This is a genomic window from Chitinimonas prasina, assembly GCF_030160395.1.
Classification (GTDB): Bacteria; Pseudomonadota; Gammaproteobacteria; order Burkholderiales; family Chitinimonadaceae; genus Chitinimonas; species Chitinimonas prasina.
In genome coordinates, this window is the sequence record NZ_BSOG01000003.1 from 169,077 (window position 1) to 187,658 (window position 18,582).

An 18,582-nucleotide genomic window follows, 5' to 3' on the forward strand; every position below is an offset into this window, starting at 1 on the left:
CAATCATCAGACCAGTGTAGCTGGGCTATGGCGCTTTGCTGGGTGCGCGGGCGGCGGACGGCGACGGCGGTCAAGGTCCCAAATAGTATTCAGTCATGATGCTGCGATAGTGGTTGTCGCGGTAGGAGATGCGGCTGTTGCGTACTGTTACGGTTTGCATGCTGCTGATCTGGGTGCCCAGATCGGTGGCGGTGAAGCTTTGTTCGCTGATGGCGTAGTCGCCGCTGGCTTGGCTTGTGCCAGCATTGCCGACGAGTTTCAGATAGGCCCATACGTACTTTATGCCTGCAGGTGCGGTGCCGCTGATGGCGATTGCGCCACCCAGATAGCTTGCAAAGGCCTGTTGGCTGGCGGGGCTGAAGTCGGGATAGCTGAGGGCAAGCGCTTCGGCGCCGAGATGCGGCCGCTGAAGGATATGGGCCTGATAGATGTAGGCGAGGCTGGCATCGGCCCGGTAGAACTGCATCTGATAGATGGCGGCGTTGGGAATGCGCTGGATGGTGGTGTCGTTGTTGATCTGATAGTAGGGCGAGGTGATGCTGGCGGTGCCGCCTGGCTGAGTAAAGGTGGTGACCCATTGATTGCCTGCACCGCCCGTACCGGGCACAAAGGTGAGGCCGGCAACAGGCAGGCCTGGCCCGGTAATAATGGCGTGGCTGATATCGCTGCTGTTACTGGCATCGGCATCAATGATGGAGAACTCCAGCCCTTGACTCAGGGTTGCTGCTGCATTGTTACGGCTGTGGCGTAAGGCCTGTGCCCAGGCGCCTGTCTCGAATCGTTGCTGATTGCCTAGCCATAGCCATTGCTGGTTGATTTTACGCAGCTGCATGCCATACACCCGCTCCTGCAGGGTGCCCAGTGCATCCAATACATCGAAACTGACTGTGGCCAGATCGCCTGACAGGGCTTGAACCTGTACATTGGCAAACTGCATGCCTAGGGTATCGGCGTCGCCGATAAGGTCGGCGATATGCGTGCTGCGTTGCTTGTCGTTATGCAGAAAGTCGTCGGCAAGCAAAGGCGTCAGTTGATCGGCGCTGGGATGGCCTTGGCTGAAAAGTTGGGAGAAGCTGGTGACGGCATGGGTCAGTGCGGACCGGGTGGTGTTGTCTACACACACGTCAGGCAGAACCTGGCATTGGTAGTCGGCTACCGGCGCGATCTTGAGTGGGCTGCTGGCGATGGTGCCTAGTACCCAGTTGTCCCCGTCTTTGACGGCGAGGTAGTTGTTGGACTGTGGGTAATAGCGATAGGTATAACCTTCGTATTGTGCGGTGCTGCTGTTGCCTGGAAACAGTGCGTAGTATTGGATCTCCGCCCAGTCGAACACTTGATCTGGCGTGATGGCGGCCTGGGCCATGCTGCTGCACAGGAGTAGCTGTAGCGCGATGTGACGGTTCATGAGACCTCCTGCGACGGTTGTATCAGGCATTGCTGGCAGCGTAGCGCGTGCCGGCAAGCTTGGTTGGGTGGCAAGATGGACGGCAGCGGGTTTGGCCTTGGCGACATTCGGCGCTACGAAGACCGCGCATCTGCCTCGGCGCTGCGAGCTTTCCGCGCCTGATTGCTGTGCTTGCGCAGCAAGGCCCTAGGTTGGGTTGTGTCTGCCGCTCTTGGCACTAACCGTTTCGTTGTGGCTATCCCGCGCCGGGATGCGCCTTCGTAGCGGTGATGGGGGCTATCCTGGCTGCGTTTGCCGGTCCGGGTCTTCCCGGTGCTGCCCAATCCGTCAAATCCCATAAATGTATTGAGTTCGCAATCGGCGCTGGGTACTTGCCTTGCGGCATGAAGTGTGAGATCATTGCTCCGTTACTTTCAATAAGTGCGACAAAAACCCGGCCTTGTGCCGGGTTTTTTCGTTTCTGCGCCCAATCCAGTTGATGCCAACCGGATTGGGCGTTTGCGTTTCTGGAGGGTGATGAGGGATGGATCAACGAACATACGACGTGGGGCTGGAGGCGATCAAGGCGGCACCGCCGGTATCGGTTGGTGCGATGACATTGGCAGGCCTGCAGTTGTCTGACTTGGTGCTGTTGGTGACTTTGCTTTACACGGTGATGCAGTTGCTGGTGCTGTGGCGTGACAAGTTTGGTGGTGCTAACTGCTTGCGCAGGATTGGGCGTTGGTTGCGGAGGCGGGCATGAGCTTGCGCGGGCGTTTGATTGCTGCAGGAGCGGCAGGGAGCTTGCTGCTGGCCGCCTTGTTGATTGCCCCGCATGAGGGGGAGGTACGCCAGGCTTATCTGGACCCGGTTGGGGTGCCAACCGCCTGTTTTGGACAAACAGGTGCTGCCGTGCGGATGGGAAGGGCTTATGGCGCTGAAGAATGTGCCGGCATGCTGGTGGCGGGCACACGTGTTGCCATGGCGGATGTGGCGCGCTGCATACCGGTGGCGCTACCTGTGGGGATGCAGGCGGCACTGACTTCGTTTGCCTTCAATGTGGGTGGGCGCCAGCTTTGTCGATCTACCTTGGCGCGCAAGGCGAAGGCGGGGGATTTGATGGGTGCCTGTGCGGAGCTGAGCCGTTGGACTTACGCGGGAGGCCGGCAGTGGCCAGGGCTGGTCAGGCGCAGGGCGCATGAGCGGGCTGTATGCGAAGGGAGGGCAGTGCTGTGATGAATCAGGCATGGGCGTATTTGAAGTTAGGGGGCGTGCTGGCGCTGCTGACGGCCCTGGTGGGAGCGGGTCTGCTACTGGGCTATTGGCTGTTTGGTGAGGTTGAGCGGAGCGAGGTGATAACGCCGGCGCCGGCCGTGCGCCAGGCTGACGGTGCCTTGGTATTGGCGAGGCAGCCAATTGCCAAGGCTGGCAAGCCTGTGCATGCCTTGCCGACGGCTAGTGTGGAGGAGCGCCGTATCCAGTTGCATGTACGACCTGAAACCCGGTCGACGGAATCAGTGTTTGCGCTGGACTGCCTGTGTGACCCGGTACAGGTTGATGTGAGCCTGGTGCGAGATGCGGAAGGGGGGCCGCGTGTGGTGGCGAGTTCACCTGACGGCGAGGTGCTCGCTGGTCTGGACATGCCGCTGACGCCGATGCGCTTGTCGGCGCCACCCAGCACCTGGGCTGCAGGCCTGAGCTGGTCACCACGGCAGCGTGTGGCGGGTATCTGGCTGGAGCGGGATATAGGCCGACTACGCCTTGGGGCGGAGCTGCTGGCGCAGGATTCGCGCCTGGATCCTCGCCTGCGGGCAGGGTGGACATGGTGAATGCACAAAAACTGTCGCCCAGGCGACAACGGTTTGTGGACGAGTACCTGGTGGATATGAACGGCGTGGCGGCCTATCTGCGCGCGGGTTTTGCCTCGCGCAACGCGGCCGCTGCGGCTAGCGGGGCGCATCGCCTGCTGAAGGTCGATGCGGTGGCGGAAGCGATAGCGGAGCGTATGGCGGCCCGCCAGCAGCGTACGGAGATCAGCCAGGACAGGGTGCTGAATGAATATGCGCGCATTGCTTTTTTTGATCCAAGGCGGTTGTTTCATCCCGATGGGCGCTTGAAAACGGTGCTGGAGCTGGATGCGGATTCGGCGGCGGTGCTGACCGCCATGGATGTGGCGGAGCTGGCAGCGGGCGAGGGGTCGACTATCAGGAAGGTCAAGCTGCTGGATAAGAAGGCGGCGCTTGATAGTCTCGCTCGCCATCTGGGTTTGTTCAACGACAAGCAGACGGTGAAACATGAACTGGAAGAGCTGACGGATGCTGAACTCGACGCACGGATTGCCATGCTCAGCGGCGACGGATAAGCGGCGCCAGTTGCTGCGCTTGCTGGATGAGAGGGGGCGGCGGTTGCGGGAGAACCGTCTGCTGGTGTACCGGCCGTATCGGAAGCAGCAGCAATTTCATGCTGCCAGTGCGGTTTTTCGTGAGCGCTTGCTACGCGCGGGCAACCAGAATGGCAAGACGTTTTGCTGTGGCGCTGAGCTGGCCTTCCACTTGACGGGCATGTATCCGGATTGGTGGCAGGGGCGACGCTGGGATAGGCCCATCTTGGCTTGGGCGGCATCCGAAACGGGGGAGTCGACCCGTGATAACCCACAGCGTGCCTTGCTGGGGCTGGTGGGGGAGTTGGGGACGGGCGCGGTTCCACGTGACCGTTTGGGCGACTATGGGATGGCGACTGGCGTCAGCAACCTGTTCGACTTTATCAAAGTGAGGCATGCGACGGGTAGCTGGAGCACCTTGCGATTCAAGAACTATGCGCAGGGTCGGCGTAAGTGGCAGGGGCCACCTGTGGATTTTGTCTGGTTTGATGAGGAGCCACCGGCGGATATCTACGACGAGGGCTTGGCACGGACCATTGCCACTCGGGGCTGCGTGGCCATGACATTTACGCCCTTGCAAGGCATGAGTGAGGTGGTGCGGCGTTTTTTGGTGACACCTACAGCGGACAGGCACGATACCAATATGACGATAGACGATGCTGAGCATATTCCGGCAGAGGAGCGCGCGCGCATCATTGCCAGCTTTCCGGCACATGAGCGGGAGGCGCGTGCCAGCGGCGTACCGACCTTGGGGAGTGGCCGGATTTTCCCCGTGGCGGAAAGCAGCCTGGCGGTACCTGCCTTTGCCATACCTGTGCATTGGCCGCGCCTGGTGGGTATCGATTTTGGCTGGGATCACCCGTTTGCGGCGGTTTGGCTGGCCTGGGACAGGGATAGCGATACGGTGTATGTGACGGACTGCTATCGCGAACGGGAGGTGACGCCGGTGGTGCATGCGGCGGCAATCAAGCCGCGTGGTGCCTGGATACCGCTGGCCTGGCCGCACGATGGGCTCAATAGTGAGAAGGGTAGCGGTGAACCGTTGGCGCAGCAGTATCGGCGCCAGGGTTTGAGGTTGCTGCCTGAGCGGGCGACCTTCGAGGATGGTTCCAATAGTGTCGAGGCTGGTCTGATGCTGATGCTGGAGTGGATGCAGACGGGGAGGTTCAAGGTGTTTGACCACCTGGCGGACTGGTTTGAGGAGTTTCGGCTGTATCACCGCAAGGACGGCCAGGTGGTGAAGGAAGCCGATGACTTGATGAGTGCGACACGCTATGCGGTGATGATGCGGCGGGCCGCGCAGGTAAAGCCGCGTGCGGCGGAAGTGGTAGTGGATGAGCGTGTGGGTGATACCTACGCCGGCTATTGAGGATGCGATGCGAGAACATATGATGCTGCACGGTGATGACGCGGCAGGCGAGATGCTGGATGCCGCAATAGGCGTGACAGGACAGCAGGCGTCGGTGGAGTTGGAGGCACGCTTGGAATGCCTGGACGGCATAGGCCAGGAGCTGAAGCGTCTGGCGGAGCAGACAGTAGCCAAGCGCAGGCCGATAGAGGAGCGCTGGCTGCGTGCCTTGCGCCAGTTCAGCGGTGAGTACGAGGCAGAGACGCAGCGGACGATTGCTGCCAGTGGCGGCTCCAAGGCTTTTGTGAACTTGACCCGACCCAAGGTGAATACCATGGAGGCGAGGTTGGCCGATATCCTGCTGCCGACCAATGACACCAATTTCGGTATATCGCCCACGCCCAAACCGGATATCCGACTCTATGCCGAGGACCTGGCGGCGATAGGTGCAGACCCTGCCAATGTGCCTGCTGCAGTCTTGCAGCACCTGATTAGCCGTGTTGCGCGGCAGCGTAGTGAGGCGATGCATGCGGTGATACAGGACCAACTGGCCGAGTGCAACTACGTGGGAGAGATACGTGCGGTGTTGCACGATGCAGCCTTGTTCGGCACCGGGATATTGAAGGGGCCGATTGCAGAGCGTAAGGCGCATACGCAGTGGGTGCCTCTCAGTGATGGCTTGCGGACGGTGCACGTGGCAGAGCGGGAGACAGATACCCGCCCGGTGGCGCGACGGGTCAGCCCGTGGGACTTTTTCCCGGATATGTCGGCGTTGTCGGTGGATGACGCCGATTTTGTTTTTGAACGGGATGCCTTGACCAAGCGGCAGTTGCGGCAGTTGGTGCGTGAGGGTGGGGGCTACATTGAGAGCCAGGTGAGGCGCTTGCTGGATCAGCACCTGGAGGCGCCAGTGCTGACGGATACCACCTTGGTTGAACGGCGGCGGCTGATGGGTTTGTCCGATACCCAGACGCGGCGGTTTGAGCGCTTTCAGTATCACGGCCCTTTGAGTCGCGAGCAGTGGCAGCGGGCTGGCTTTGACGTGCCGGATGACTATCCGCTTGATGATGTCGATGTTGTGGTGGAACTGGTGGATGGCATAGTCATCAAGGCTTTGCTGAACCCGCTGGATACACAGGAGCGGGTTTACCAGACGTTTGTGCTGGAGGAATCGGACGTTTCGCTGTTTGGCTATGGCGTGCCGGACATGATGGCGAGCAGCCAGGCCGTGGCCAATGCGACCTGGCGCATGCTGGTTGATAACGGGGCGTTGTCTGCGGGCCTGCAGGTGGCCGTCAACAAGGCGATGATACAGCCCCAGAGTGGAGGTAAATTCAGCATCAAACCCAGGGGAATCTGGGTGACGACCGAGGAAGCACCACCTAATTATGATGTCCGGAATGCGGTTTCCTTCTTTGATGTGCCCAACAAGGTGCAGGAACTGATGGCCTTGTTCAATATGGCGCTACGCCTGATCGATGAGGAAACGATGCAGCCGCAGATTGCCAGCGGCAGCCAGGGTAATGCGACGCGCACTGCGCAAGGCATGACCATTTTGATGAATGCCGCCAATACGGTGTTGCGCCGTATTGTGAAGAGTTTTGATGATGGGATTACCCGCCCTTTTATCCGCCGTCTGTACGATTGGAATATGCAGTACAACCCGGAACCGTCGATCAAGGGAGATTTTCAGGTAGTTGCGCGCGGAACCACGGCTTTGCTGGATAAGGAGGGGCAGATAGAGGCTTTGCTGCAGACCATGCAGATGGCTGCGGCCAATCCGATATTGCAGCGCAGGGTGGACTATGAGGAGATGGGCCGGGAGATATTCAAACTGATGCGGGTGGACCCGGAGCGCTTTATGAAAAGTGATGAACAGATGCAGCAAGAGGCGCAGGGGCAGGCCCCGCCAACGCCGCAACTTGATCCGGCTGAAATGGCACATATCGAGTTGAAGCGCGAAGTGGCCCAGGCAGACATGCGCTTGAGGGAACAGGCCTTGCAACTGAAAGGGGAGGAGTTAGCTATGCAGCGTGAAGCGAGGCAGGTGCAGGCGCAATTGAAGCTGGCTGAGTTGGATGCTGCCCAGCGGGCACAGTTGGAGGCACTGACCGCCAAGTTTGCCGAGCGGCGTATGGCGATAGACAGCCAGCATCGTTTGTTTGATGCGGAACAGCAGATCAAGGCGGCCTACGGTTCGGGCCTGTGAGGGAGGTTGGGATGAATGAGAGCGTAAGGCCGGAATGGGAGGCGGTGGTGGTGCGCTGCCGCTTGATAGAGCGGGATGCTGCCAGGAAGTTGGCATGCCGGGGCTTATCGCCGGCTGACAGCGAGTTTGAGCGGGGTCAGTTGGCGGCGGTGCTACGGATACTGACGCTCGCCGGGGCACCCTTGGTGGAAACACCGGATGATGATTTATACGTTTGAAATGGATTGATGGTGCTGTGGCCCCGCTTTGAGCGGGGTTTTTTATTGTTTGCCTCCCTTAGAGCCTGTTCAAAGTCTTTTCACCGCGTCGTTCGCAACCTTGCCGGATGAAGGGCAAGGCGCAAGCCGCGCAGCGGTACGGGTACCGTAAGCGGCTTGCAACGCCGCCATTCGCCGGCAAGGCTGCGAACCCGAAGGGCTGATCTGGAAAACGGCCATTCACTGCGTTGTGGCGCTTGGCAATAACTTGTTATTGCCTGCGCACCACGCCTTGTGCCTGGCCATTTTCCAGATCAGCGACGTGGCGAAAAGACTTTGAACAGGCTCTTAGGCCTGCTACTGCAGGAGCGGGCAGGGGATGCCTGACTGGCCGCAGGGTGAGGGTTGCCTGGCCGCCAGAGGAGTAGGGAAATGCAGGAAGAAAACAATGCAGTGCTGCCTGATGTGCCAGATGAATCGGTGGATGATGCCTTGTTGGCGCATTACACCGACATGGTGCGTCAGGGCGATACCCCTGATGAGCCAGGGAGCGCGCCAGTTGCAACCCAGGGCAATATGCCCGCTGGGATGTCTGCCACGGGGGGCAATACGCCTGCCGCGCCAGAGGTGGCTGCCGCGCTTGATGTGCAACAGAGCGAGATCGATCGCATTGAGCATGAGCTAAGCAAGGTTAGCCGCCGGTCTGAGGCTGACCGCGGGCGACAACGGGCCCTGCAGGAGCGCTTGCACCGCTTGCGCAACCTGGGTAGTCCATTGAAGGGTGATCCGGAATGGGAGCGCACCAAGCTGGATTTTCCGGACTTGGCGGGCACCTTGGAGCAAAGGGTGGACCAGGCCTTTGCCCAGGTTACCAATGCGGTGGCGGAAATCGTTGAGCCTATCAATCAGGATGCCCAACAGGCTTTGCTGCAGCAATCACTGGAGGCGCTGGAGTCGGTGCGCAGCGGGGCTTATGAGACGCTCATCTCGCCCGACTTCGCTCAATGGTTCCAGCAGCAACCACCTGGTGTGCGCCTGTTGGCCGAATCGCCCGATGTGCGGGATGCCTATGCTTTGTTGGCGCGGTTTGATGCCCACAGTGCCAGCCAGCAATCGGTGGTTAACCGGATAGATCGGATCAGCCAGTCTCGCCGCCAGGCGTTGGAAGTCTCGGCCTCGCCGCGAGGAAAGCTGCGTGCGCCAGCGTCGGACGTCTTGCCGGAGGATGCTGAGTCTCAGCTCGCGCATTACACCCAGATGATCAAGTCCGGCCGCTTGCCACGTTTTTGATGGCGGGCCGTGATGACAACTGTTTTTTGAACAAGGACTGAGATATGCCCCAAACCCTTTATGCCGGTGTAACTGCACCCAATATTTATCTGATGGCGCAGATGCTGAGCCTGGCGGAGAGCCAGGAAGTGTTGACGAAATTTGGTCAGCAGATACGCATGCCCAAGAACAAGAGCCAGATGGTAAGCGCCCGGCGGGCCCAACTGCTGCCGGTTTCGACCACGCCGTTGACCGAGGGCGTGACACCTTCGACGGTGGCGCTGGCCTATGACAGGGTGACGGCGACGGTGCAGCAGTATGGCAACCTGATTGAGACCACCGACAAGGTCACCGATCTGGCGGAGGACCCGGTCTTGCAGGACATGATGCAGGTGTGTTCGCAGAACATGATCGATGTGAAGGAGGCGGTGACCTATGGTGTGCTGAAAGCCGGTTCCACCGTGTTCTATGGCAATGGCGCTGCTCGTAATGCAGTGAATACGACGGTGACTGTGGCGAGGATACGTGCGGTGGTCGAGTTCTTGCGCCGCAACAAGGCCAAGCCGGTTACTACCATGCAGGGCAGTGACACCCGCTACAACACCCGCTCGGTAGAGCCGTCCTTCATTGCGTTTTGCTCCAGCGACCTGGAGAACGATATCCGCAATCTGACGGGATTCAAGACGGTAGCTGACTACGGCACCATGAAGCCATGTCACCCCAATGAGTTTGGCTCGCTGGAGAATGTGCGCTTCATCACCTCGCCCCAGCTCACGCCCTGGGCGGATGCCGGCGGCGCCAAGGGTGCCATGAAGTCCACCGGCGGCGCCAACGCGGATGTGTACCCTATCCTGTTTACCGCCCAGGACGCCTACGCCCATGTCGCGGTGCGGGGAGCGGACTCGGTGGAGCCTACCGTGCTGCCTACCGGCGAGAAGTCCAAGGCCGACCCGCTGGGGCAGAAGGGCTTTGTCGGCTACAAGTTCTGGACCACCGTCATGCGCTTGAACGAGCTGTGGATGGCGCGTTTGGAAGTGGCCAGCACACAGCTGTAAGGCAATCCCCGTGCTGTAGGGCACATTCAAGGCCGCCAGGTTATCCCGCCTGGCGGCCTTTCCATTTTGAGAGAGCACTAGATGACGACCAAGACGAGCAAGGCCCAGGCCGAGGTGAGCGTTGCGGATGTGAGCGAGCTGACGCGCGCCCAGCTGGCCGAGATTGCTGGCGTGGATGAAACCCTGCTGCAGGATGACCCCATGAAGACCCGCCGCGTGTGGGTGACTGTGCCCAAGGGGCCGAAGGGCGACGTCCCGTATGTGTCACCCTCGGTCAACGGTAAGACCATCCAGATCGAGCGTGGCAGGAAGGTCTCCATCCCGGAGGCCTATTGGCTGGCGATGCTGAATCAGGTGGAGCAGCGTTACGACGATCAAGGCGAGCCGGAAGAGGAAGCCAATGTACTGAATGCGCAGCTCCACGGTTACGACAAGGGCGAATAGCATGGACTTCCTGACCCTGTGCCGGCGGGCCTGGCGGGAATGTGGCCTTTCTGGCGAGGGGCCGACCAGCACGGTGAACCAGAAGAGCATGGCCGGCAATATGGTGGACTGGTGCGCTACTGCCTGGTTGGACATTCAGTCTGGCCGCCGTGGCTGGACGTTTCTGGACGATACGCTGGTGTTCCAGCTGGTACCGGGTCAGCGCGACTATGTGTTGGCGGATGCGCCTGGCACGCCGGGGCTGGCGCCGCATTGGCGGGAGCCTTGCAAGGACTTCCTGCTGATACACGACGGCGCCGACTCGGTGCCCCTGCAGTGGCTGGCCTACACGGACTTTCGCCAGCTGTACGAGCGCGATGCCGTGGCGGCCAGCAAGCCGTCTGCGCTTACCCGCCTGCCGAGCGGGGTATTGCGCTTCAATGCGGCGCCGGTAGCGGCCTACTGGGTGAGTCTCGGCTATAGCAGACGGGCCCAGCATCTGGTGGAGCCGCTGGATGTGCCGCTGATCGACAGTGAGGACTGTATGGCCATCATCTGGCGTGCTGTTTGTAGCTATGCAGAGCAGGACTGTGTGGGTGAGCTGTGGCAGTCGGCCAATGCCAAGTACCGCAGCGCCTATGGGCGGCTGTGCAACCGCTATCTGCCAGAGATTGAAATCGTTCTGGGGGGCCTTGCATGAGTCACTATCAGGCAAGCACGGCGCTGGCCGGCGGGCTGGACCTGTCGTCGGCGCCCTTGTTCGTGCGGCCGGGCATGTCGCTGTTCATGCAGAACTATGTGTGTGACCTCAACGGTGGCTATCGGCGCATACGTGGATATGAGCGCTATGATGGCCAGCCGGCACCGTCTGCCCTGGGCGACCGGGCCGCGCGCGATGCCCGGAGGGCGGCCATTGCGCCTGTGCCAGGGGCGGGGCCCGTGCGGGGTGTGGCCATGCTCAAGGGCGTGCTGTACGCATGGCGTGACAATCCGGGCGCGACAGCCTGTCTGATGTGGAAGGCGACCGGGGCGGGGTGGGTGCCAGTGTCGCTGGGCACTTACCTGCCCTACGACGCCGGCGCCCATGCCCAGCCTATCGCGGAGGGCGACACTATCACCAATGGCAGCGGGGCGAGCGCGATAGTGCGGCGCTTGGTCATATCGTCGGGCTCTTTCGCTGGGGCGCCCGCAGCAACGGGGCGGCTGGTGGTCGATACGGTGGTTGGGGTATGGGCTGCCGGCAATGCCGTACAAGTGGGCGGAGTGACCAAGGCCAAGGCGACCGGGCCGGTTACGCCGCATAGCCAGGCTGCCGGTGGTGACTACCGGACCATTTGCCACAACTTCTATGGCTCCAGCGACCGCTTGCGCCTGTATGGGGTGGACGGCGCTGGGCCGGCGTTCGAATTTGACGGTACGGTGTTTTGCCAGCTAAAGACGGCCATGCCCTTGGACAAGCCTACCGCGCTGTGTGTGCATCAGGGCTATCTATTCCTGGCTTTTGCAGGGGGCTCGCTGCAAAACAGCGGCATAGGCGAGCCGGCCACCTTCTCGCCTCGGCTGGGTGCGGGGGAGATAGGCACGGGTGACGTGATTACCGATCTGGTGTCTACCCGCGATGTGCTGGCCACCTATGGCCGTAGCTCGCTGCATCTGCTGTACGGTGGCCAGCCGAATGAGTGGGCGCTTAAGTCGTTTAGCTCGCATGGCGGCTGCAAGCCAAAGACGGCCAAAGACATAGGCGGGGATGTGCTGGCCTATGACGAGGCCGGGCTGGGCTTCCTGCAGGCCGTACAGGCATTTGGCGACTTCAAGGCCAGCCAGGCCAGCTCACGGATAGAGCCTTTGCTTGCCGGGCAGCCGAGCAACTTTGCGCTAATGTCCAAGGCGCTGGGGCGCTATCAGTTGTTCCTGGCTGATCGGTCCTGCATCGTGGCCACCCTGCTGGGTACCGAAATCAAGGGATTCGGCCGTTGCCAGTATGCACATACCTTTGTGTGTGGGGTGGTGGGCGCTGACCTGGCTGGCACTGAGCGGCAGTTCGTGGGGGGCTTGGATGGCTATGTCTACGAGCTGGAGCGCGGCACCTCATTTGATGGCCTGCCCATGGAGTTCATTCTCCGCCTGCCCTATGTGAGCCATGGCGGGGTGGGCGTGCGCAAGCGCTATCACCGCATTCAGTTGGAAGTCAGTGCGACCAGCCCGTTTACCCTGCTGCTGCAGCCTGACTATGACTATGGCACGCAACGCGTCAGCACCTACACGCTGGAGACCCGTGGCGCCGGCGGATTTTGGGACGTGGCCAATTGGGATGAGTTTGTGTGGGATGAGGGCATCGTGGCCACGCCGAATGCCTACCTGGAGGGCGTAGCCAGCAATGTGGGCTTTCTGATCTACGGCAAGAGCGACGAGGTTGATACGTTCAATATCGCCGCGATGCACGTTTACTACTCGAAAAGGGGGCAATCGCGTGGCTAATCGGTTCTACGACAATGCGCCCGATCTGCTGGGCGGGCAGAAGGCCCGGGCGGCGGATGTGGAGGCGCATTTCGACGCCATCACCCTGGGCTTTGCCAAGGTACAGGCCGAGCTGGACAACCATGTCGCGGTGGGTGCGACCAAGGCGCCGCTGCTATCGCCAGCGCTGTTGGGCATTCCCACCGCGCCAACGGCAGCGGCCTCGGCCGGCGGCCTGCAGTTGGCCAACCTGGACTACGTGCTGAATACCCTGGCGCATATCAGTGCGCTGGACAGGCCCATACCGGTGCCTGTTTCGGTCAGCGGCGCCAGCACGCGCAATACCTTGGAGCAGGTGGATACCACGGGGGGCATCATCACACGCACGCTACCTGGTGCGCCGGCGCTGTTGGCAGAAGTGCATTTTGAGGATGCGGCACAGAACTTCCACCGCAACCGCCTGGTGGTCTATCCCCATGCTGGCGCCCGTATAGAAAACACGGCCATCAACGAACCCATCAACGTGCGCATGCGGTTTGCGCGCATAGGGTTTCGCTGGAGTGGCAGCTACTGGAAGGTGATTTGATGAGTGAGGCGAGTCAGTTCATGGGCGGCAGTGGCGCCCAGATAGGGGATATACGCGCGTTCCCGGAGCGGGGCATCAAGTGGGGGCCGCACCCGGAGACGGCGGAAATCTGGCTGCGCACCGGCACGCTGGCGCTGGCTTCGATGTACCCGCGCGCTGCTGCCATGCCAGAGCTGCAGGCCTTCGGCACGGCTGCCGTGACGCTGCCGATGGGCGCTAATGTCGTCGGGGTGGCCACCGATAACGTGCTGACCGCCGTGGCCTGTTTCAGCCACGCCACGCATGTGCTGGTGACGACGAACGGCGGTATGAGCTGGCAGCTGGTGCCGCATAACCTGGCTGGGGGGGTGGTGGCAGTGGATGTGGCGTGGACGGGTAGCCGCTTTGTGGTGGTCGGCAATAGTTCCACCCATATCTACTGTAGCTACTCGGCCAACGGCCTGGCCTTTACCGCTGGCGCGAGCATTGCGCCAGGCGCAACCCTTTCCCCGGCGAACGTGCGCGTCCGCTCCGATGGCACAAACTGTCTGGTGGTGGCGGGCTACGTCTCGGGAACGGCGGGCGCACAGGCTGCCGTGACTGCTGACGGCACGGCCATGGCGGTGCGCAACCTGGCGGGTAGCTATAACTCTCCCCTCTTGGCAGTCCTGCCCAGCTTGGGTGCGGCGCGCTGGCTGGTGTTTTCGAACACAGCGGTTCCGGCGTCGCAGTCTACTGCCGCTGACGGCAGTACCTGGGCCGCGCGCACTTTGCCGGGCAACCAGACATATGCAGCCTGCGCGACCGCCACCCATTTTGTCTTGGGTGGTGGTGGAGTGCTGTATCGCTCGGCCACCGGGGCTGATGGCTCTTGGACGGTCGCTAACATACCCGGCAGCGTCAGCGGCAGCCCGTCCTATGCCGGCACCGTTTCGGTCGCATACCATGTTGGGCTGCAGTTCGATGGGACGCGCCTGCTGATCAGCGGCGGGCGCGCCGGCAGCAACTCCAAGGCATCGATGTTCGGCTATAGCAGCGACCTGCAGCTAGTGGAGTTCCGTCAGCTGGCATTCCCGGTTGACGTGCTCAATGCCGGCCCCTTGGCTATCGCCATCGGCCCTAACCTGGCCTTCCTGCCCACCGGCGCTGTAGCCACCTGGGCAGGCTACGCTGCCAATTGGCTGAGTGGCGGCGAGTATGTGGGCATCAATGTGGACATGCCGTTGAACGGCGGCCTGGGGCCATCGGGCGGCTCCAACAACCTCTGCGGTGTCACAGCTTATGTTCGCGTTGCTTGAACATACACGAAAGGGGCAATCAATGGATGACTACCCCTACCTAGTGCCACCCGCCCTGGGCGGCGTGGGCACGCTTTCCATGGTCATGTCCAAACGCGCCTTCATTGCGCGCTTCCCTGCCATGCCTGACGGCATCAGCAACAAGTTTGCCGCCATTACGCTGTACCTGAACAGCGATGAATACGCCCAGTTGCTGACACCTGACCAGAACCAGCGCATAGCGCTGCGCATGCAGATTACCACGGGCATGCTGTTCCTGCAGTTCTCGGCCAATGTGAACTACGGCATGACGGAGGCTGCCCGTTTCATCAATCTCATGTCGCTGCCCTACATACCGGAGCCCTTCCGGCTGACCGAGGCTGAGCGCGTGCGCATCATGCTGGACCCCATACAACCCGACGAGCTGCCGTGAAGAACATCTATTCGCGTAGCTATGCGGCTGGCGCTTATGCTATCCAGGGACTGAGCTGCTGATGTTGGAGCTATCGCGGCCAGTTGGATGAGCGTACCGGCACGGTCCATGTGGCAGTTTTCCCGGGCGGGGGAGTGGAAGCCAACGTGCCGGTGTTCATGGTCAGGGCGGCTGATTGGTGCATCAAGCGCTACCCCTGCGCGCCGCAGCAGGAGGCCATAGCGCTGGCGGCCGCCCAGTAGCAAATGGGCAATCCCTACGATCATAAGGCAATTGCCAGCATCGTCTACAATGTGCGGGATCGACATGAGGCAATAGCCTGGTTCTATAGCACGCTGGTAGAGTGTGCCAAGGTGCTGGCCGGCATCGCTACCTATGCACCGGCCGAGGTGCTATTCCTGGCGCCCAAGCCCCGCTTTTCCTGCGTGCCGACCCAGTTGCCAGCTAGGCTGACGACCAGGGCTGGGATGGCATCTTGTAGCGTGCTTATTGCGACACTTGTAAAAATTATCTAAAGCTCATGTGCCGTCTGGCCGTGGGCGTTTTGCTTTTCATTGCGCCCGCGAGCTGTCCAGCCGTGGGCGTTTTTCATTGGGGGCGCCATGGCGGGAATCGTAAGTAGTGTCATATCTGACCAGATGAAAAAGGATTGGAGCGCCTTCTGGGGCTCGGGCGCCGGCAGCACCTACAATTTCGGCAGCAGTGCGGTCAAGGGCACCAACAATGGCGACGGTACGGCCACGCTCAAGTGGAATGACGGCCGCACCAGCACGGTCAAGCAGAGTGAGGGCATAGACGGCATTGCCGGCCGTGATAATACATTGGCGCAGGAGTGGGGCTACACCTACGGCTACGACAAGGGCAAGGATTTCAGCGCACCGACCGCTGTTACCGCCAACGCCGCTGGCTACCTGGCGACTGAACGCGCGGTGCAGAGCACCGACCTGACCAGCCACCATCTGAACCGCATCCTGTCGGAGGGCTCGCCGCTGCTGGAGCAGGCCGCTGGCAAGGCCATGCAGATGTCGGGCGCCCGTGGCCTGGTCAACAGCTCGATGGCGGCGCAGGCAGGCACGGAGGCGATGATCAGCCAGGCCTTGCCGGTAGCCTCGCAGGATGCCAATACCTACTTTACACAGGGCCGTGCCAACCAGGACGCAGACAACAGCGCCAAGGCCTTCAATGCTAATGCCGAGAACCAGATCGGCATGTTCAACGCCAACGCCAAGAACACGGCTAACCTGGCCGGCTTCAATGCCAATGTGGGCATGGCGCGTGACCAGGCGCAGAACCGATTTACGGCGTCGCAGAACCAGCTGAACCAGGATTACACGGCCGCCCAGGCGGATAAGGATCGCGCCTACAACGCCGACCAGAAGGCGCTGGACCGCAATTTCACATTGAACCAGGCCAATCTGGACCGCATTGAGCGGCAGAGGCAGTACGACGTTTCCATGCGGATGGCACAGGACCAGCTGAATACGCAGAAATTCAACACGTACTCGGAACTCTATTTCCGTATTCTTGATGGCACCGATTCGGAAGCCATCAAGCAGTCGAAGTTCCAGCATCTGCAGGCGTTGTACTTTGGCAGTGCGACGGCGCCATCGCCTGGTACGGCGGCCAATCTCACCAACTCGCTACCACCCGCCACGCTGCCGGGCGCAGGCGTGATTACACGTACGCCGCAGGGGCCGACCCAGGATGCGCCGGCGACGGGCCAGACGCCATTGCCCACGGCCTTGTTTGCGCCGGCGGAATACAACTCGCCCACCCCGCCCCAGCATGGTCAGGTAATCACCCTGGGCGGTATGACAGGCACTTACGTACAAGGCGCGAATGGCCAGGGCTACCTGCAACTGCCCAACGGCGACTTATATGCGGTGGAGCAGCAGGGCGCGCCTATCGAGGTGGGGAACGTGCCGAATGACCGGGAGCCTGGCGGCCGCTCTGGGGGCCGGGGCTCGCCGTATCCGGACATTGATATGGGCATAGGCAATATCTGGCGCGGTCCTGAACAGAACCTGCCGGATCGGGGGCGGCTATGAGCTTCCGCTTGGGTGCCAAGCTCTCGGCGCCGCCACCGGGCTTGGGGCAGGCTGGGGGCGGCATGATGGTTCATGGCTTGGTACGGCCGGGTGTTGGCTTGATCAACGGTATCGTGGAAGGCGGCGTGGCGCCGCCGGCGGGGACTACGCCTCCCCCAGCTAACCCAGCGACGCCGGCGGCGCCATTCAAGCTGTATGGCTCGGGCTACACCGGGCTGGGTGATGGCGACAACGGCCGCGCTGCGGGTGTGTATGGCTGGCTGGATGACGAAATCAAGGCCAAGGCGACGGCTGACAAGTCGTATCAGCTGCTGGCGGGCGAGGGACAGAGCGTCAAGCTGGGGGAGTATCTGGATGCTTTCAAGGCGACAGATGGCCGCTATGTCATCAAGCCAGCCTATACGGAGCGTAGGGGTAAGGGTGAGTCGGGGCCGATGCATGCGGCGGTCTATGGTAGCCGGGACGACATGCGGCGTGCGCTGGGGTTTGAGGGGGCGGCCGACGATATCAGTGTGGGGTTCTCTGATGCGCATAGCGGCGGCGGCGATGCGGGCGGCGGAGTGCTGTCGGCAGCCGATGCGCTGGCCAAGGCGAAGTTGCGTGCTACGGGCGGGCTGGGTACGGCGAATATGTCGGTGCAGCAGGCGCGTGCCCTGGGGGGGAATTATGACCTGCCGAAGGCGTATCAGGCGGGCTCAGATGCGCAATACAAGGGCTATGTGCAGCTCGGCAACCAGGGGCCACTGAACGACGATATCAATAGCATGCTGCCGGCGATCTACCAGGAGGTGGGGGCTAGCACGCCGGAGCAGCAGAAGCTGGTGCGTGGTGCGCTGTTCAAGTACGACGACCGCTATGGCGTGATGGCCAACGAGCACCTGGTGCTGGCTGCCTTGGGTAAGAACAAGAACCGCAGCAAGGGCTGGTTGCAGGATCTGGTGAAGTTTGAGGCTTTTAACTTCAAGAAGATGATGGGCCAGGTCAAGGACAACCCCGCAAGGCTGCTGTATGGCTCCGCCGACCCGTTCAGCACGAAGGCATGGAACGGTGTGCTAGGCACTGACGATAAGCCCATCCTCAATCAGATGGGCGGTGCCAGCGATGAGGCTTGGAAGGAGGCGGCGGCCAAGGGTATCAATACCAAGGCGGCGGCCGGCATGCATACGCTGGCTTCGGTGATTGCCTCGTTCTATGGCGCCAAGGGGATCGCTGGGGCGGCGGGTGACGGTACGGTGGGCAATGCTGCCAGCAAGCTGGCCATTCAGGCGGCGCAAAACAACGGCAAGGTGGACTTGGTGGGCCTGATCACGTCCATGCTGGGCAATCAGCTGACGCAAGGTCTTTCCAATGGCATTTCTAGCGCCATCAATACCACTGATTTCGGCCAGGCTTTGCTCAGTAATGGTGTGAATGCCGGGCAACTGGCCGGCAATGCGGCAGGCAATCTGGTCTTGGGCAAGAAGGTGGACCCGCTGGCGCTGGGCTTGCAGGCTGGTGTTGGCTTGGTAGGTAACTGGATGAAAGGAAAGGGCTAGGC

The 18,582-nt window shown here is 61.3% G+C and carries 19 protein-coding genes; 18 read left to right on the top strand and 1 reads right to left on the bottom strand.

Translation table 11 applies throughout. The features are described 5' to 3' along the window. Nucleotides 1-70: 70 nt before the first annotated feature. Nucleotides 71-1,405 carry a hypothetical protein gene (locus tag QQK16_RS13880; RefSeq protein ID WP_284197079.1) on the bottom strand — a complete coding sequence of 445 codons (1,335 nt, stop codon included), beginning with the start codon at nucleotides 1,403-1,405 and terminating at the stop codon, nucleotides 71-73. 523 nt (nucleotides 1,406-1,928) lie between these two features. Between QQK16_RS13880 and QQK16_RS13885 the strand changes: the two genes are divergently transcribed. The 18 genes from QQK16_RS13885 (at nucleotide 1,929) to QQK16_RS13970 (ending at nucleotide 18,580) form a co-directional block, all read left to right on the top strand. Then, a complete protein-coding gene (locus QQK16_RS13885; protein WP_284197080.1) occupies nucleotides 1,929-2,147 on the top strand; it encodes a hypothetical protein in 219 nt (72 codons plus the stop codon). Then, nucleotides 2,144-2,620, top strand: coding sequence for a lysozyme (locus QQK16_RS13890; protein ID WP_284197081.1), 477 nt, complete (start codon nucleotides 2,144-2,146; stop codon nucleotides 2,618-2,620). Before QQK16_RS13885 ends, QQK16_RS13890 begins: the two co-directional genes overlap by 4 nt. Next, the gene (locus QQK16_RS13895) at nucleotides 2,620-3,213 is read left to right on the top strand and encodes a hypothetical protein (RefSeq protein WP_284197082.1); all 594 of its coding nucleotides are present in this window, start codon (nucleotides 2,620-2,622) and stop codon (nucleotides 3,211-3,213) included. Before QQK16_RS13890 ends, QQK16_RS13895 begins: the two co-directional genes overlap by 1 nt. Further along, nucleotides 3,207-3,746, top strand: coding sequence for a terminase small subunit (locus tag QQK16_RS13900; protein ID WP_284197083.1), 540 nt, complete (start codon nucleotides 3,207-3,209; stop codon nucleotides 3,744-3,746). Before QQK16_RS13895 ends, QQK16_RS13900 begins: the two co-directional genes overlap by 7 nt. Then, nucleotides 3,700-5,133 carry a terminase large subunit domain-containing protein gene (locus tag QQK16_RS13905; RefSeq protein ID WP_284197084.1) on the top strand — a complete coding sequence of 478 codons (1,434 nt, stop codon included), beginning with the start codon at nucleotides 3,700-3,702 and terminating at the stop codon, nucleotides 5,131-5,133. The genes QQK16_RS13900 and QQK16_RS13905 overlap by 47 nt, the downstream gene beginning before the upstream one ends. Nucleotides 5,134-5,140: 7 nt before the next feature. After that, the gene (locus QQK16_RS13910; RefSeq protein ID WP_284197085.1) at nucleotides 5,141-7,321 is read left to right on the top strand and encodes a cell envelope integrity protein TolA; all 2,181 of its coding nucleotides are present in this window, start codon (nucleotides 5,141-5,143) and stop codon (nucleotides 7,319-7,321) included. Nucleotides 7,322-7,332: 11 nt separating this feature from the next. Continuing rightward, entirely contained in the window at nucleotides 7,333-7,539 is a 207-nt protein-coding gene (locus tag QQK16_RS13915) for a hypothetical protein (RefSeq protein ID WP_284197086.1), read from the top strand. 411 nt (nucleotides 7,540-7,950) lie between these two features. Next, nucleotides 7,951-8,808 (top strand): hypothetical protein, encoded by an 858-nt coding sequence (locus QQK16_RS13920; RefSeq protein WP_284197087.1) that lies wholly within the window; start codon nucleotides 7,951-7,953, stop codon nucleotides 8,806-8,808. 44 nt (nucleotides 8,809-8,852) lie between these two features. After that, on the top strand, nucleotides 8,853-9,842 hold the full coding sequence (locus QQK16_RS13925; RefSeq protein WP_284197088.1) for a N4-gp56 family major capsid protein: 990 nt from the start codon (nucleotides 8,853-8,855) through the stop codon (nucleotides 9,840-9,842). 81 nt (nucleotides 9,843-9,923) lie between these two features. Next, nucleotides 9,924-10,286, top strand: a complete 363-nt coding sequence (locus tag QQK16_RS13930) for a hypothetical protein (protein WP_284197089.1) — start codon at nucleotides 9,924-9,926, stop codon at nucleotides 10,284-10,286. A 1-nt stretch (nucleotide 10,287) separates the two neighbouring features. Continuing rightward, the gene (locus QQK16_RS13935) at nucleotides 10,288-10,965 is read left to right on the top strand and encodes a hypothetical protein (protein WP_284197090.1); all 678 of its coding nucleotides are present in this window, start codon (nucleotides 10,288-10,290) and stop codon (nucleotides 10,963-10,965) included. Further along, nucleotides 10,962-12,743: a hypothetical protein gene (locus tag QQK16_RS13940; protein ID WP_284197091.1), complete on the top strand. Its 1,782-nt coding sequence runs from the start codon at nucleotides 10,962-10,964 to the stop codon at nucleotides 12,741-12,743. The genes QQK16_RS13935 and QQK16_RS13940 overlap by 4 nt, the downstream gene beginning before the upstream one ends. Continuing rightward, on the top strand, nucleotides 12,736-13,308 hold the full coding sequence (locus QQK16_RS13945; protein ID WP_284197092.1) for a hypothetical protein: 573 nt from the start codon (nucleotides 12,736-12,738) through the stop codon (nucleotides 13,306-13,308). The genes QQK16_RS13940 and QQK16_RS13945 overlap by 8 nt, the downstream gene beginning before the upstream one ends. Beyond that, a complete protein-coding gene (locus QQK16_RS13950; protein ID WP_284197093.1) occupies nucleotides 13,308-14,585 on the top strand; it encodes a hypothetical protein in 1,278 nt (425 codons plus the stop codon). The genes QQK16_RS13945 and QQK16_RS13950 overlap by 1 nt, the downstream gene beginning before the upstream one ends. A gap of 22 nt (nucleotides 14,586-14,607) precedes the next feature. Continuing rightward, nucleotides 14,608-14,997 carry a hypothetical protein gene (locus QQK16_RS13955; RefSeq protein WP_284197094.1) on the top strand — a complete coding sequence of 130 codons (390 nt, stop codon included), beginning with the start codon at nucleotides 14,608-14,610 and terminating at the stop codon, nucleotides 14,995-14,997. Nucleotides 14,998-15,080: 83 nt separating this feature from the next. Then, nucleotides 15,081-15,239 (top strand): hypothetical protein, encoded by a 159-nt coding sequence (locus tag QQK16_RS13960; protein ID WP_284197095.1) that lies wholly within the window; start codon nucleotides 15,081-15,083, stop codon nucleotides 15,237-15,239. 396 nt (nucleotides 15,240-15,635) lie between these two features. Then, complete coding sequence (locus QQK16_RS13965) at nucleotides 15,636-17,045, top strand: hypothetical protein (RefSeq protein WP_284197096.1); 1,410 nt, start codon at nucleotides 15,636-15,638, stop codon at nucleotides 17,043-17,045. Then, complete coding sequence (locus QQK16_RS13970; protein ID WP_284197097.1) at nucleotides 17,042-18,580, top strand: hypothetical protein; 1,539 nt, start codon at nucleotides 17,042-17,044, stop codon at nucleotides 18,578-18,580. The genes QQK16_RS13965 and QQK16_RS13970 overlap by 4 nt, the downstream gene beginning before the upstream one ends. Nucleotides 18,581-18,582 lie beyond the last annotated feature (2 nt).

Bases quoted from the DNA above. Each gene is read 5' to 3' on its own strand.
- QQK16_RS13880 (WP_284197079.1), bottom strand. From the start codon at position 1,405: ATGAACCGTCACATCGCGCTACAGCTACTCCTGTGCAGCAGCATGGCC.
- QQK16_RS13895 (WP_284197082.1), top strand. From the start codon at position 2,620: ATGAATCAGGCATGGGCGTATTTGAAGTTAGGGGGCGTGCTGGCGCTG.
- QQK16_RS13930 (WP_284197089.1), top strand. From the start codon at position 9,924: ATGACGACCAAGACGAGCAAGGCCCAGGCCGAGGTGAGCGTTGCGGAT.
- QQK16_RS13950 (WP_284197093.1), top strand. From the start codon at position 13,308: ATGAGTGAGGCGAGTCAGTTCATGGGCGGCAGTGGCGCCCAGATAGGG.
- QQK16_RS13970 (WP_284197097.1), top strand. From the start codon at position 17,042: ATGAGCTTCCGCTTGGGTGCCAAGCTCTCGGCGCCGCCACCGGGCTTG.
- QQK16_RS13935 (WP_284197090.1), top strand. From the start codon at position 10,288: ATGGACTTCCTGACCCTGTGCCGGCGGGCCTGGCGGGAATGTGGCCTT.
- QQK16_RS13905 (WP_284197084.1), top strand. From the start codon at position 3,700: ATGCTGAACTCGACGCACGGATTGCCATGCTCAGCGGCGACGGATAAG.
- QQK16_RS13890 (WP_284197081.1), top strand. From the start codon at position 2,144: ATGAGCTTGCGCGGGCGTTTGATTGCTGCAGGAGCGGCAGGGAGCTTG.
- QQK16_RS13920 (WP_284197087.1), top strand. From the start codon at position 7,951: ATGCAGGAAGAAAACAATGCAGTGCTGCCTGATGTGCCAGATGAATCG.
- QQK16_RS13925 (WP_284197088.1), top strand. From the start codon at position 8,853: ATGCCCCAAACCCTTTATGCCGGTGTAACTGCACCCAATATTTATCTG.
- QQK16_RS13885 (WP_284197080.1), top strand. From the start codon at position 1,929: ATGGATCAACGAACATACGACGTGGGGCTGGAGGCGATCAAGGCGGCA.
- QQK16_RS13910 (WP_284197085.1), top strand. From the start codon at position 5,141: ATGCGAGAACATATGATGCTGCACGGTGATGACGCGGCAGGCGAGATG.
- QQK16_RS13915 (WP_284197086.1), top strand. From the start codon at position 7,333: ATGAATGAGAGCGTAAGGCCGGAATGGGAGGCGGTGGTGGTGCGCTGC.
- QQK16_RS13900 (WP_284197083.1), top strand. From the start codon at position 3,207: ATGGTGAATGCACAAAAACTGTCGCCCAGGCGACAACGGTTTGTGGAC.
- QQK16_RS13955 (WP_284197094.1), top strand. From the start codon at position 14,608: ATGGATGACTACCCCTACCTAGTGCCACCCGCCCTGGGCGGCGTGGGC.
- QQK16_RS13965 (WP_284197096.1), top strand. From the start codon at position 15,636: ATGAAAAAGGATTGGAGCGCCTTCTGGGGCTCGGGCGCCGGCAGCACC.
- QQK16_RS13940 (WP_284197091.1), top strand. From the start codon at position 10,962: ATGAGTCACTATCAGGCAAGCACGGCGCTGGCCGGCGGGCTGGACCTG.